Below are 13,547 nucleotides of genomic sequence, written 5' to 3' on the forward strand. Positions count from 1 at the left end.
ATGGAATTTTTTGCAGCAGATAAAGTATAGAAAATGGGTTGGAGGGAAACCATTATTTACAAAAGGAGGCAAGTATCTTGAAGAATTATAGTACTGAACAGCTGCGCAATATTTGCATTGTTGGTCACGGTGGCGTAGGAAAAACATCTCTGGTTGAAACCATGCTATTTGATACTGGGGTTATAAACAGAATAGGCCGGGTTGAAGACGGGACCACCGTTGCAGATTACCATCCCGAAGAGGCCCAGCGTCAATCCACTGTTCATACCAGTTTAATCCCCATTGAAATAAATAACACTAAATTAAATTTAATGGATACCCCGGGCTTTTCTGACTTCATAGGTGAGGTCAGAGGGGCACTAAGGGTTGCCGACACTGCAATGTTTGTTTTTTCAGCAGTTGACGGTGTTCAGGTTCAGCATGAATTAATTTGGAAATCCGCCCAGAAGGCCAATATGCCCAAGGTTGCTTTTATTAATAAAATGGATCGGGAAAATGCAAGTTTCAAAAAATTAATGGATGATTTAAATGCGAAATTTAGTGCAAATTTTGCGCCCATTAATTTCCCCATTGGTGACGGCCTTGATTTTAAGGGAACTGTTGATGTTCTTGCTCAAAAAGCTTATGAGTATGACAATAACGGCAAGGCTAAAGAAATCACCATACCCGATAACCTGAAAGACCAGCTGGAAGAATACCGGGAAAAACTGATTGAGGCAGCAGCCGAAGGTGACGACGACCTGACCATGAAGTACCTGGAAGGGGAGGAATTGACACCGGAAGAGATTATCGACGGCTTACAAAAAAGTATTGCCAACGCTAAAGTCGTTCCTGTCCTTTGTGGTTCTGCAACCAAAAACATGGCCATAAATGAATTAATGGTATTCTTAGCCCAATACCTTCCTGCTCCTCAGTGCGAGGAAGGGCCGCTGGCTGCTCTGGTATTTAAAACCCTGGCTGACCCCTATGTGGGCAGAATGAATTTCATCCGTGTATTCCGCGGCACCTTAAAAGCCGATTCACAGGTGTATAACAGCACCAAGGAAAAGAATGAGAAAATTGGCCAGGTATTATATGTGCGCGGCAAGCATTCCGAGCAAACCCCTATAGTTCCATGTGGAGATTTAGCTGTAGTTGTAAAACTGACAGATACATCTTCCGGCGACACGCTTTGCGATAAAGATAAAAAGGAAAAACTTGAAGGAATCGATTTCCCGGTACCCAACTACACACTGGCTATTGCGCCTAAGAGTAAGAACGACGAGGATAAATTAGGAGATGCAGTCAATAAGCTTTTGGAAGAAGATCCTTCTTTAAAAGTTGAAAAGAACACCGTTACCAAACAAACCATTTTAACAGGGATTGGGGAAGCTCACGTTAACATCGCCATCAGCAATCTTAAACGCCGCTACGGTGTTGATGTAACTGTAGAAGAACCCAAGGTTCCTTACCGTGAAACAATACGATCAAAAGTTGAAGTGGAAGGTAAGCATAAGAAACAATCCGGCGGTCGCGGGCAGTACGGTCACGTTTGGATCCGCTTCGAACCCCTGGCAGAAGGTGATTTTGAATTTCATGAGGAAGTATTTGGTGGTGCCGTGCCGCGCAACTACTTCCCGGCGGTAGAAAAAGGTTTAAGAGAATCCTTACTGGAAGGTGTATTAGCGGGCTACCCCACAGTCGGAGTAAAAGCAACGCTATATGACGGGTCTTATCACAGCGTTGACTCGTCAGAAATGGCTTTTAAAATTGCGGCATCCCTGGCTTTTAAAAAGGGTATACCGAACGCCAAGCCTGTCCTGCTGGAACCCATTAATTATGTGGAAGTAACGGTACCAGATGAGTTTATGGGCGACATCATCAGCGACTTCAACACCAAGCGCGGGCGTGTTCTCGGCACCGATCAGGTTGAAGACGGAACGCTTATCAAGGCCCATGTTCCCATGTCTGAAATGTTTAAATACGCCAATGATTTAAAGTCTATGACCCAGGGCCGCGGCCAGTTTAAAATGGAGTTCTACAGCTACGAAGAAGTTCCCGCCAAACTTGCCGAGGATATCATTAAAAAAGCCAAAGCCGAGGCTGAGGCTGAGAGTAAATAATTATCAAGGGCTGGATGTAAATCCAGCCCTTAACTATATGCAAAGAGTGAACCGATTGGATAAAATAGTCATTGCACCCGACTCTTTTTAAGAAAGCCTGAGTGCCATCAAGGTTACAGAAGCAATAGCAAACGGGAGACGTATTTAGTAATAACGGGTGAATGAAAATAAACATTTAAATTATAAAAATATTGCATTTTGCAAATTTAAAATATTTATGTTAAAATACTGAGGTATGATAAAGCAGACTTAATTAGCTGTTGGGGCGTAGCCAAGCGGTAAGGCACCGGACTCTGACTCCGCCATTCGATGGTTCGAATCCATCCGCCCCAGCCATAACACTACCTTACTGGGCCATTAGCTCAATTGGCAGAGCAGGCGACTCTTAATCGTCAGGTTGAAGGTTCGATTCCTTCATGGCCCACCATTACTGCTTATTTTCTAAAACTGGGCTTTATACAGCCCAGTTTTTCAATATTTCTTGGTTCTAACCCTTCCCATATCACTTAGGAATTTTGATCAGTAGCTGCCAAAGTGGCATAATAAAATAAACCAGTAACCGCATAACATTGCGATTACTGGTTTACCTGGCAGGGGAGACAGGACTCGAACCCGCAGCCCACGGTTTTGGAGACCGTTGCTCTACCAATTGAGCTACTCCCCTAAAAACCATTACAACTAGCACAGCAAGGATATTATAAATTAATATTTTGCCCCAGTCAAGGGAAATATGTGGTGCATAAAGGATTTTTGTGAACCTAAACGAATATATTTAACTACAGGTAGGACTATTATTTTTGGAGGTGGCTGAATGGGCCCCAGAATCGGCGTTTTGTGTGGTGGTCTTTCTGCGGAAAGAGAAGTTTCATTAAGAACAGGTGAGGCTATTTATCAAGCTATTTTAAAAAATGGATATAATGCTGTTAAAATTGATGTTGATAAAAATATCGCAGAAAAGCTCAAAGAAAATAACATTGAATTAGCCTTTTTGGCCTTACATGGAAAATATGGGGAAGACGGTACCATCCAAGGCCTATTAGAGATTTTAGGCATACCCTATACAGGTTCTGACGTTTTAGCCAGTGCAACTGCCATTAATAAAATTGCCACAAAAAAAATTATGGCTTATGAAGGTATTCCGACTCCCGACTATTTTACCGTGTCAAGGTGGGAATATTACAACAAACCCGGCTTAATTGCCCCCAACGTTCAAAAACTTGGCCTACCGGTGGTCATCAAAGCAGCAACTCAGGGATCAACCATTGGTATATCCTTTGTTCATACAATGGAACAGTTGAACAGCGCTTTTGAAGAAGCATTTAAATACGATGAAAATGCTCTGGTAGAAAAATTGATTGAAGGGATAGAAATTACTGCATCCGTGCTTGGCAACGAAAACCCACAAGCACTTCCACTAATTGAAATTGTGTCAGCAACAGGGGTATATGATTATAAAGCCAAGTATACAGTAGGGCTTAGCGACCATATTATTCCCCCCAGAATTAATGATGAGCTGCAAGAACAGATAAAAAAACTGGCGATAAAGACTTTTCAGGCAGTAGGATGCAGGGGGTTGGCCAGGGTGGACTTCATGGTTGATGCGTCTGGAAAAGCATTTGCATTAGAGGTGAATACGATCCCCGGCATGACTGAGACCAGTCTTTTTCCTGATGCAGCCAAAGCCGCAGGAATTTCCTTTGAAGAGTTAGTTAAGAAGATTGTAGATTTAGCTGTAAAAAAATAAACGGAATCAGTAAAGATTCCGTAGACATGCAGGAGGGCCGCTATGTCAATTGAATTTAAAAAGGTAATAAATAAATCATCCTATTTGGATCCAAGGAAAAATTTTGAACCCCAAACAGTGGAAACTGAAATTCGCTGGGACCCCTTAACGGGTAAGATATCCCGGATATTTCCTTTTAGAAATTTAATTTTGCATCGTCACGATTGGACTCCATTTGTTGAGGAATCAAAAAAAAGGTTTTGTCCCTTTTGCCCTGAAGTTTTAGAAACTGTAACCCCTAAGTTTACTCCGGATTTTGTCCCCGAAGGGCGAATAAGGGTAGGCGACGCTGTTGCCATCCCAAATCTAAACCCGTATGAAAAATACGCTTCAGTTGTTGTTATGTCTACACGTCACTATATACCAATGGAAGAAATAGACACTAAGTTAATGGTAGATAGTTTTAAGGCCGGCCTTGCATATTTACAAAAAGCCGCATCCGTTGACCCGGCAGGAGCTGCCTATTCATCAATTAACTGGAACTATATGCCTTATTCCGGGGGATCTTTAGTTCATCCACATTTGCAAGTTTTGGCGGGATCGGAGCCGTGTACTTTTGATAAACAATTATTAGATGCATCCGCTAAATACTATCAGAATAAGCGAAGTAATTATTGGGCAGACCTGATAGCTGCCGAAAAAGATAATGGAGACAGATACCTGGGTCAAACAGGAGGAGTGCACTGGGTAAGCGCGTTTGCACCGCGACATGTAGGAGAAGTTATAGGGATCTTGCCCGGTAAACAAACTATTAATGAACTTGCTGAGAAAGACCTGGAAGAATTGGCAACAGGTTTAAAGAATATAATAAATTATTATCATAGCATTAATATTGTATCATTTAATGCGGCGATTTATTTCGCCGGCGTCAAGGATACCGGGTATAGTATCCATGTAAGAATTGTAGGCAGATTTACAATATTCCCTCTGGTAGGCAGCGATATTACTCACATGCAGGTTTTACACGATGATCCTTGGACAGTGGCACTGCCTGAATCAATAGCCGAAGGGCTAAGGAAATATTTTTAATCATCCTGAATAAAAGCACCATATTTCATTTGAAGGAATTTCCCTGTCCGGCGAAGAATAATAATTCAGAGTGTCAACTAACTAAACATAATTCCGGAGGTAGGTAAAATGGCGGAAAAAAAATGTATTATGTGCGGTAGATTATTTGACCCTGATCATGTTATTGAAAGCAATAAAAATCCTTACCTCGAAGAAGAAGATCTTCCCAAGAAGACACCGTCCTTTTGCCAGTTATGCGAGGCCAAGATCAGGCATGAGGCTGACGATGCGAAAAAAGTACCTAAGCCTATGTAAGGAATGAGGTCACTTTTAAGGAGGTTTCCTGTGCGGAAAGGGCTTAAGTGGTTAACCATTGTAACAATAACGGCTATTATTTTATTTTTATTTATGGCCAAATGGTTTGCAAATCTTTACTTGGACTGGCTTTGGTTCGGGTCTCTCGGTTATGCAAGCATTTTTAAAACCATCTTATTATCAGAAATAGGGCTAAGAGTTTTAGTAGGCTTAAGTGCCTTTCTGTTTATCTTTATAAACTTATTGTTTACTAGAAAGTACGTTTTGCAAGCTATTTCTTCAAGACAGTATTTTGAAAGTGAAGACGTTATCAACTTATATCAATCGCCGGTTAGCAAATATTTAACCCCAAGGTTGTTAACAGTAACTTACCTGGCTATAAGTGCAGTGCTTGGACTTTTTATCAGCACCGCTATAACCGGGGACTGGGTAATAATTCAAAAATTTATAAACGCAACAGCTTTTGGTTTAAGCGATCCCATTTTTAATCAAGATATTGGTTACTATGTCTTTAAACTGCCTTTTTACCAGTTCATTTACAGACTGGTAACCTGGTTTATAATAATAGCTGCCTTCAGCATCGGCCTGGTTTATTTCATTTCCGAAACCGGTAGAAACGGCCTTGGTAAACTGTTTAATTCAATTGGGGCCCGGGTCCATTTTTCTTTCCTGGCAGTTTTATTCTTCCTTGCCCGCGCCTGGGGGTTTCGCCTGGAACAATATATGCTTTTATATTCCAACACAGGCGTTGTTTTTGGGCCGGGTTATACGGACATACACGCCAGATTGGTAGCCTTTAAGGCATTGTTATTAATTTCTATTGCTGTTGCCATTATTATTTTAATCAATTTGTTTATGCGCAAATTTAGATTAGTACTCTATAGCATTGGTATTTTATTATTGGCGTCAATAATACTTGGCGGAGTTTACCCGGCACTTATACAGAGCCTATTGGTAAAACCCAACGAATTAAACAGGGAATCACCCTATATTGCAAATTCGATTAAGTATACCAGGTTAGCATATGGACTGGACAAAGTTGCAACCAAGCCATTCCCGGCAGGAAATGTTTTATCCGGTCAGGATATAGAAAACAGCCAGGGAATTATTAACAATATCAGGCTGTGGGACTGGAGGCCGTTGACTCAAACATACGGGCAATTACAAGAGATAAGACCATATTATGATTTGAAAAATATTGATATTGACCGCTATAAAATAGATAATCAATACAGGCAGGTCATGTTGGCAGCCAGGGAACTTGACCAGAAGCAATTGCCGGAGCAAGCCCAGACTTGGATTAACATGCGTTTAAAATACACGCATGGTTATGGAATTGCCATGAATCCGGTAAATGAAATGACCAGTGAAGGGTTGCCCAATTTCTTTATCCAAAACATACCACCTGCCAGCAGTATTAATAAAAAGGTAGCACGGCCGGAAGTATACTTTGGAGAATTAACCGATAGTTACGTTATTGTTAACACAAAAACAAAGGAATTTGACTATCCCATTGGTGGAAATGAAAATGCCTATTCAACGTATAGGGGTAGCTATGGGGTAAAAACCGGGGGATTGTTTAGAAGAGCAATATTTGCCCTGGCCTTTGCCGATTACAAAATACTACTTGCTACTGACTTGCAAAATTCTAGTCAATTTCTTTATTACCGTAACATTAAAGAGAGAGTTCCAAGGAAGTTGGCACCGTTCCTTAGTTTTGACAGCGATCCCTATATCGTTTTGGATGATGCCGGTAACCTCCAATGGATGTGGGATGCTTATACTACTTCCGACATGTACCCTTATTCAGAGCCATTTAATAATAATGCAAATTACATTCGCAATTCCGTTAAAGTTGTTATAAACGCTTATACCGGACAAGTTGACTTTTATGTTAGCGATAAAACAGACCCTGTTATTAAAACTTATGAAAAAATCTTCCCCGGAGTTTTTAAGCCTATTGAACAAATGCCTGGTGATTTAAAAAAACATATTCGGTATCCGGTTGATTTGTTTAATATCCAGGCCCAAAAATATGCCGTTTATCACATGACTGATACTGAAATGTTTTACAATCAAGAAGATAAATGGAATCTTCCCACTGAAAAGTTCTTTGACCAGGAAGAGAATATGGAGCCATATTACACCATTACCAGATTGCCCGACGGCACAAATCCTGAATATGTTTTAATCTTGCCTTTTACACCAAAGAATAAAACAAATATGATTGCTTGGATGGCTGCCAGATCAGATGCCCCCAACTATGGTGATCTATTGGTTTATGAGTTTCCCAAGCAACAGCTGGTCTACGGTCCAATGCAAATCGAAGCCAGAATTGATCAAGACACAACAATTTCTCAACAGTTAACCCTGTGGAATCAACGGGGATCGTCGGTAATTAGGGGTAACCTGTTAGTTATACCGGTCAAGAACTCACTGCTTTATGTGGAACCAATTTACTTGCAGGCTGAACAAAGCAAAATGCCTGAATTGCGGCGGGTTGTCGTAGCCCATGGAGATAAAGTGGTAATGGAACCTACACTTGATATGGCTCTAAATAAAATTTTTGGTACACCTGTTAAAACCGGGCAAGAATCTGTTGCAACAGAGCCAAGGACTGATCAAACAAATACCATACAGGAACTGATAAACCAGGCCAATGACTTATATAACCAAGCCCAGGATAGGTTAAAGAACGGAGATTGGGCCGGCTATGGCGAGGCAATAAGTAAGCTAAAAGAAGTTTTAGGAGCTATGTCTGAATCTGTTAAACAATAAAGTTAAATATGATCTAAATATGATTTTTATCAAGTAAAGGAGATGAGTTTAATGTTTTTCGGAACCTGGTGGCAGGCAATAATTTTTGGTATTGTTACTACTGTTGGTATGCTGGCTGTTTGCGCCGCGTTTGCCAATGCCTGGAAGAAATACGAAGGAACTGAAGTACAGAAGCACTCATGTGATTCCCATCATTAAACTAAATATAATGTAACGTAACTATTCAGCATCTGTAACTACTTATGTGATAGGAGCCGGGAGCCAGAATGAGAGAACAGGGCTTGGGGCATTCTGACTACAGAATTCTGACTCCTGAATACTGAATAGCAACACTGCTAGTGATTGAACATAATAATTACACTGAAACACTAGCAAACCGGTTACCGTCCTAAAATAACCTTACTACCGGTAGGAAGCCGGTAGTTTTTTTTAAGCAGGAGGGATTACCTTGCCCAATGTGGTTATTGATGGTACTGTTTATCATTATGCTGTAAAAATGCCTAAAAGAGATCCAGAATGTGCAATAGTTTTTGTGCACGGTGCAGGAGGCAACCATAAGCACTGGATTAACCAGGTAGAAGGACTGGGTGAAAAGTATTTAACTGTAGCACTGGATTTGCCCGGACATGGATCGTCGGGTGGAACAGCCACGAATAAACTAGAAGAATACACCGATTTTGTATATAATTTCAGCAGGCATGTTGTCGGCACCGGTTTTTACCTGGCAGGGCACTCCATGGGCGGTGCCATTGTTATGGATTTTGCTTTAAACTACTCAGAAGAGTTGCAAGGAATTATACTAATCGGAACAGGAGCAAAATTAAGGGTTGCCCCTGTAATGCTGGAAACTTTTGCTTCGGGCAAAAAGTTTCCCCAAATGATTGATTTTGCATACGGTAGCGATACGTCTAAAGAAATGCTGGCAAGAGCAAGACAGGAAATGGAAGTAACCGATGCAGAAGTTTATTATAAAGATTTCCAAGCCTGTGACAGTTTCGATATTGTGGATCGACTACATTTGATTAACAGCTCATGTCTTATCATTGGGGCTTCACAAGACAAACTGACTCCAGCAAAATATAGTCTATATCTGGCTGAGAAGATCCAAAATTCCAAAGTAGATATAATTGATCATGCGGGACACATGATGATGCTGGAAAGACCTCAAGAAGTTAACATAAAAATTGAACAATTTATCACAGAAAGAAGTGAAAACAAATGAATAGACCAGCGGTAAGAAGAATTGGCGTTTTAACCGGAGGGGGCGACGCTCCGGGTCTGAATGCTGTAATTAGGGCTGTTGTTAAAACAGCCGTGCGAGAATATGGTATGACGGTATTAGGTTTTGAAAACGGTTTTGGTGGCCTGATAAAAAATCAGGTTAGAGAGCTGACAGAAAACGATGTAGTAGGCATTTTGCCAAGGGGTGGAACAATCCTCGGAACAACTAACAGAGATAACCCTTTTCATTACCCGGTCGTTAAAGGTAACGAAAAAATTTTTGTTGATGTTTCAGACAGAATTTTTGAAAACGTAAGCATTCATGGAATCGAAGCGCTGGTAGTTATTGGTGGGGACGGCAGCCTTTCAATAGGGAAAGAACTATATGACAAAGGATTGAAAGTTGTGGGTGTCCCTAAGACTATTGATAATGACTTATCGGCAACAGACCAAACGTTTGGTTTTGATACCGCGCTGACCACTGCAACTGAAGCTATTGACAAATTACATACCACAGCCGAATCACACCACCGTGTCATGGTGCTGGAAGTTATGGGCCGGTATGCAGGGTGGATTGCCTTAGCCTCCGGGCTTGCAGGCGGAGCAGATGTTATTCTTATTCCGGAGATACCCTATAATATTGATATAGTCGCAGAAAAAATCAACGCGCGAAGCCAGGAAAGGAAAAAGTTCAGTATTATAGTGGTTGCTGAAGGCGCCAAACCTATTGGAGGCGAAATGGTGGTGAATAAGCGTGTTGAAGACAGCTTTGACCCTGTGCGCCTGGGCGGTATAGGCAATGTTATTGCCCAGCAAATAGAATCCCTAACAGGAAAAGAAACCAGGGTTACTGTTTTAGGGCACCTGCAAAGGGGCGGGTCACCTACGGCCTATGACCGGATTCTGGCTACCCGCTACGGAACAGGTGCAGTTAACCTGCTGGCAGAAGGAAAATTTGGGCGGATGGTATGTTTAAAAGGGCAGAACATTGAAGATGTACCTTTGGAACAAGCAATTGGCGAACTTCATAATGTACCCGTACACGGTGAGTTGGTTAAAGTTGCAAGACAATTAGGAATATGTTTGGGCGATTAAAGGTTACAGTAGCCGCATACTTTTTTTATCCTTCTGATGCCTAGTTAGCGGCATGGAGGTTTATCCTAAAAATTTGCCAATTACGGCCATGGACAAAGGAGGTAGGATATAAAGATGATTATCAATTATCCTGAAGTCGCCGTTAAGGAGCTTATAGACGAAGTTCTTGATAGTTATATTTTAAAAAACCCGAGCACTTGCAGGTGCGAGCGGTGTCGCAACGATATAATGGCTTTAGCGTTAAACAACTTGCCTGTTAAATACGTCGTGACGGACCATGGTCGTATATATACTAAAGCAGTTTACGATCAAATAGGTGGCAAAGCACAAGTAATTGCAGCACTAACATCTGCTATCCAAATAGTACAAAAAAATCCCAGACATTAATATGGCGTTAATAAATTTATCAGATTGGCATATAAATATCATTAAACATAAATTTCCATTTAATATGTTTTTTGCTTAGCGGAGGTTTTGGACATGCACCTTGAACCACCTGTATTTAGGCCACCAAGCGAAGCATTTAGTTTAATTCTGCAACTTACTTTGGGGTGCCGCCATAACGCATGCACCTTTTGCGGCATGTATAAAGGGAAAAAGTTTCGGATTAAAACCTGGGAAGAAATAAAAAACGATATCGACACTTGTGTAGAGCAGCTTAAAGATATTAACCGAGTTTTTTTAGCTGACGGAGATGCGCTGGCAACGCCGACACAACTTATTCAAGATACCGCCAGTTACCTTTTCAAGATGTTTCCAGGATTAGAAAGAATAAGTATGTACGCCGGCCCCAAAGATATTTTGGGAAAATCAACGGAAGAGCTAAAGGAAATTTGTTCTTCGGGTATTAAACTTTTGTATTTGGGTGTTGAAAGCGGTAATGATCAGATTCTAAATGCAGTTTGTAAAGGAGTAACCTCACGGCAAATGATAGAGGCCGGGAGTAAGGCACTTCAAGCCGGGTTTGAACTATCTGTCACGGTAATTAATGGACTTGGCGGAACTGAGTTGTGGCAAGAACATGCTATTGATACAGGTAAAGTGCTAACCGAAATTGACCCTACATATTTAGGGGCTCTAACGTTAATGGTTGTGCCCAATACTCCTCTTTATAATAAAGTTCAGCAAGGCACGTTTGTTATACCAGATTCCCGGGGAATATTAAAAGAACTAAAGTTATTAATCGAAAACACCAATTTAACTAAATGTGTTTTTCGGACTAATCATGCCTCAAATTATTTGCCACTGCGCGGTGTTTTGAACCGGGATAAAGCTAATATCATGGGTGTATTAGATCGGGCTATTACAGAACCGGAAAAGATTCCGCTCAGACCCGATTATATTAGAGGATTATAAACATCAAAAACCTTGTTAACATAAATAGTGCGGTTAAAGAATTTCGTCTTGTCACCGCAGGGCTACCTCTTAAGGGATGGTGAGATTCGTTGGGCCTAAAAATCGGAGTATTTACCGATAGCTATCGGCCATATACCAGTGGTGTAGTACGTTCTATTGAAACTTTTACTGAAGAATTCCGAGCTCAAGGACATAAAACATATATCTTTGCTCCCGACTACCCTAATTGTAAAAAGGAATACGGCGTTTTTCGGTTTTCATCAATACCGGCGCCGACAAATCATGAATATGCCCTGGCTATGCCTTTTTCAATAAGACTTCGTCCAACCCTAAAAAAATTAAACCTGGATATCATTCATGTACACTCACCTTTTTTACTGGGCCGTCTGGGGGCAAAGTATGCAAGAAAACTTAACGTTCCACTGGTTTTTACTTTTCATACCCTGTATGATCAGTATGTTCATTACATCCCTATTGGCCAAAATATTACCCGGGAGATCACCAAAAAATTTTGCACTGATTTTTGTAACAATTGTGATCTCATAATTGTACCGACGTCTGTCGTTGGCGAACGACTTATTAATTGGGGCGTTAAAAGCAATATTAAAGCAATTCCGACAGGTATTAATGTCAGTGAATTTAAGATTAATCAAAAGGACTGGCTTTTTCAAAAGTTTAATATAGACCCATCCTGTAAGTTGCTTATAAGCGTAGGGCGACTGGGCAAAGAGAAAAATTTTTCATTTCTTATTAATAGCTACAAACGCATAAGTGATTTATTTCCGGATACCAGATTAGTCCTTGTAGGAAACGGTCCAGAAAGGGAATCGTTATCTAACCAGTGCGAAATTTTGGGTATAAGTGATAAAGTAATTTTTACAGGAACATTAAACAAAGAAGAAATGGTAAAAGCATATAACAGCGCACATCTATTTGTATTTGCATCAGTTACAGAAACGCAGGGGTTAGTTGTGGGCGAAGCAAAGGCAGCAGGATTGCCGGTTGTCGCTGTAAAGGCTTTTGGTATTTCGGAAATGGTTGAGAATAATATAGATGGTTTTCTCACTGATTTAGACACGGATAAGTTTGTTGATAAAGCTATTAAAGTTTTGACCGATGAAGATCTAAGGAATGAAATGAGTAAAAATGCTATAATCAATGCAGAAAAGATATCTTCACGAAGCTGCGCGAATTTACTGTTACATAGTTATTACGATATTATTGATGCTAATAAAAACAACACAAAGCTTCAAAGTTTTCCAACTTAACAATTTAAGAATAAGCTTACCATAATTGAAACTTGATGGAGGGTTATTGTGGAAGTCTGGCTGCCAGTAATATCTGGCTATTTGTTTATTTTTTGCGCTAGAGTTATAGACATGTCCCTGGATGTTCTACGGGTTTTGATGTTGATGCGAGATCGCAGGTTAATTGCGGCTGTTATCGGTTTTTTTGAGGTTTCTGTATTTGTACTGGCCTTAAATGAAGTTTTAAAGGGAGGTCTTACTGACCCGGGCAAAATAATTGCTTATGCTGGAGGATTTGCAACAGGTAACTTTATTGGAAGCCTTATTGAAGAGAGACTTGCTATGGGTTACCTATCAATTCAAATCTTTCCACCTAATAACCTAGTTAATCATTTTACAGAACTATTTCGAAACGAAGGCTTTGGCGTTACCTGCGTCAATGGGTTCGGAAGAGATGGGGAGAGAATGATTCTTTTTGTTCTGATAAAAAGGAAAGATTTAAATAGGGCGCTTCATATTATCAACAAAACGTGTCCAAATGCCTTTTTCAATGTTTCTGATGCAAAAAGAATTCACGGTGGGATCTTCCCGGTAAAAAAAGGGAAATAATAAACTGAATGTTCTCATGAGGGAGCAAATGTT

The 13,547-nt window shown here is 40.6% G+C and carries 12 protein-coding genes and 3 tRNA genes; 14 read left to right on the forward strand and 1 reads right to left on the reverse strand.

Annotated features, from left to right (window positions below; genetic code table 11):
- Positions 1-77 precede the first annotated feature (77 nt).
- From fusA to H569_RS0102540, 3 genes are all read left to right on the forward strand, one after another.
- Positions 78-2,102 (forward strand): elongation factor G, encoded by a 2,025-nt coding sequence (gene fusA, locus H569_RS0102530; RefSeq protein ID WP_027363685.1) that lies wholly within the window; start codon positions 78-80, stop codon positions 2,100-2,102.
- Between the two features lie 261 nt (positions 2,103-2,363).
- A tRNA-Gln gene (locus H569_RS0102535) sits at positions 2,364-2,438 on the forward strand.
- A gap of 15 nt (positions 2,439-2,453) precedes the next feature.
- A tRNA-Lys gene (locus tag H569_RS0102540) sits at positions 2,454-2,529 on the forward strand.
- A gap of 161 nt (positions 2,530-2,690) precedes the next feature.
- On the opposite strand, the gene H569_RS0102545 is transcribed toward H569_RS0102540, so the two are convergent.
- Positions 2,691-2,766, reverse strand: a tRNA-Trp gene (locus tag H569_RS0102545).
- 147 nt (positions 2,767-2,913) lie between these two features.
- Here H569_RS0102545 and H569_RS0102550 point away from each other — a divergent pair.
- The 11 genes from H569_RS0102550 (at position 2,914) to H569_RS0102600 (ending at position 13,514) form a co-directional block, all read left to right on the forward strand.
- Entirely contained in the window at positions 2,914-3,846 is a 933-nt protein-coding gene (locus H569_RS0102550) for a D-alanine--D-alanine ligase (RefSeq protein ID WP_027363686.1), read from the forward strand.
- 42 nt (positions 3,847-3,888) lie between these two features.
- Positions 3,889-4,914, forward strand: a complete 1,026-nt coding sequence (locus tag H569_RS0102555; RefSeq protein ID WP_027363687.1) for a hypothetical protein — start codon at positions 3,889-3,891, stop codon at positions 4,912-4,914.
- 108 nt (positions 4,915-5,022) lie between these two features.
- Complete coding sequence (locus H569_RS0102560) at positions 5,023-5,208, forward strand: hypothetical protein (protein WP_027363688.1); 186 nt, start codon at positions 5,023-5,025, stop codon at positions 5,206-5,208.
- A gap of 30 nt (positions 5,209-5,238) precedes the next feature.
- Positions 5,239-7,986 (forward strand): UPF0182 family membrane protein, encoded by a 2,748-nt coding sequence (locus tag H569_RS0102565; protein WP_034629285.1) that lies wholly within the window; start codon positions 5,239-5,241, stop codon positions 7,984-7,986.
- Positions 7,987-8,037: 51 nt separating this feature from the next.
- Positions 8,038-8,184 carry a hypothetical protein gene (locus H569_RS22695; protein ID WP_169726442.1) on the forward strand — a complete coding sequence of 49 codons (147 nt, stop codon included), beginning with the start codon at positions 8,038-8,040 and terminating at the stop codon, positions 8,182-8,184.
- Between the two features lie 259 nt (positions 8,185-8,443).
- On the forward strand, positions 8,444-9,208 hold the full coding sequence (locus tag H569_RS0102575; RefSeq protein WP_238492453.1) for an alpha/beta fold hydrolase: 765 nt from the start codon (positions 8,444-8,446) through the stop codon (positions 9,206-9,208).
- Positions 9,205-10,302 carry a 6-phosphofructokinase gene (locus H569_RS0102580; protein ID WP_027363691.1) on the forward strand — a complete coding sequence of 366 codons (1,098 nt, stop codon included), beginning with the start codon at positions 9,205-9,207 and terminating at the stop codon, positions 10,300-10,302. The genes H569_RS0102575 and H569_RS0102580 overlap by 4 nt, the downstream gene beginning before the upstream one ends.
- A 114-nt stretch (positions 10,303-10,416) precedes the next feature.
- Positions 10,417-10,689 (forward strand): late competence development ComFB family protein, encoded by a 273-nt coding sequence (locus H569_RS0102585; RefSeq protein WP_027363692.1) that lies wholly within the window; start codon positions 10,417-10,419, stop codon positions 10,687-10,689.
- Between the two features lie 93 nt (positions 10,690-10,782).
- The gene (locus H569_RS0102590) at positions 10,783-11,658 is read left to right on the forward strand and encodes a radical SAM protein (protein WP_027363693.1); all 876 of its coding nucleotides are present in this window, start codon (positions 10,783-10,785) and stop codon (positions 11,656-11,658) included.
- Positions 11,659-11,747: 89 nt separating this feature from the next.
- Positions 11,748-12,926, forward strand: a complete 1,179-nt coding sequence (locus H569_RS0102595; RefSeq protein WP_027363694.1) for a glycosyltransferase family 4 protein — start codon at positions 11,748-11,750, stop codon at positions 12,924-12,926.
- Between the two features lie 48 nt (positions 12,927-12,974).
- Complete coding sequence (locus H569_RS0102600; protein ID WP_027363695.1) at positions 12,975-13,514, forward strand: DUF2179 domain-containing protein; 540 nt, start codon at positions 12,975-12,977, stop codon at positions 13,512-13,514.
- The last annotated feature ends 33 nt before the right edge of the window (positions 13,515-13,547 follow it).

It is taken from the genome of Desulfotruncus alcoholivorax DSM 16058 (genome assembly GCF_000430885.1).
GTDB classification, from domain to species: Bacteria; Bacillota; Desulfotomaculia; order Desulfotomaculales; family Desulfallaceae; genus Desulfotruncus; species Desulfotruncus alcoholivorax.

Excerpts from the sequence above, each read along its gene's own strand:
- H569_RS0102550 (WP_027363686.1), top strand. The coding sequence starts at position 2,914 with ATGGGCCCCAGAATCGGCGTTTTGTGTGGTGGTCTTTCTGCGGAAAGA.
- H569_RS0102555 (WP_027363687.1), top strand. The coding sequence starts at position 3,889 with ATGTCAATTGAATTTAAAAAGGTAATAAATAAATCATCCTATTTGGAT.
- H569_RS0102560 (WP_027363688.1), top strand. The coding sequence starts at position 5,023 with ATGGCGGAAAAAAAATGTATTATGTGCGGTAGATTATTTGACCCTGAT.
- H569_RS22695 (WP_169726442.1), top strand. The coding sequence starts at position 8,038 with ATGTTTTTCGGAACCTGGTGGCAGGCAATAATTTTTGGTATTGTTACT.
- H569_RS0102580 (WP_027363691.1), top strand. The coding sequence starts at position 9,205 with ATGAATAGACCAGCGGTAAGAAGAATTGGCGTTTTAACCGGAGGGGGC.
- H569_RS0102585 (WP_027363692.1), top strand. The coding sequence starts at position 10,417 with ATGATTATCAATTATCCTGAAGTCGCCGTTAAGGAGCTTATAGACGAA.
- H569_RS0102590 (WP_027363693.1), top strand. The coding sequence starts at position 10,783 with ATGCACCTTGAACCACCTGTATTTAGGCCACCAAGCGAAGCATTTAGT.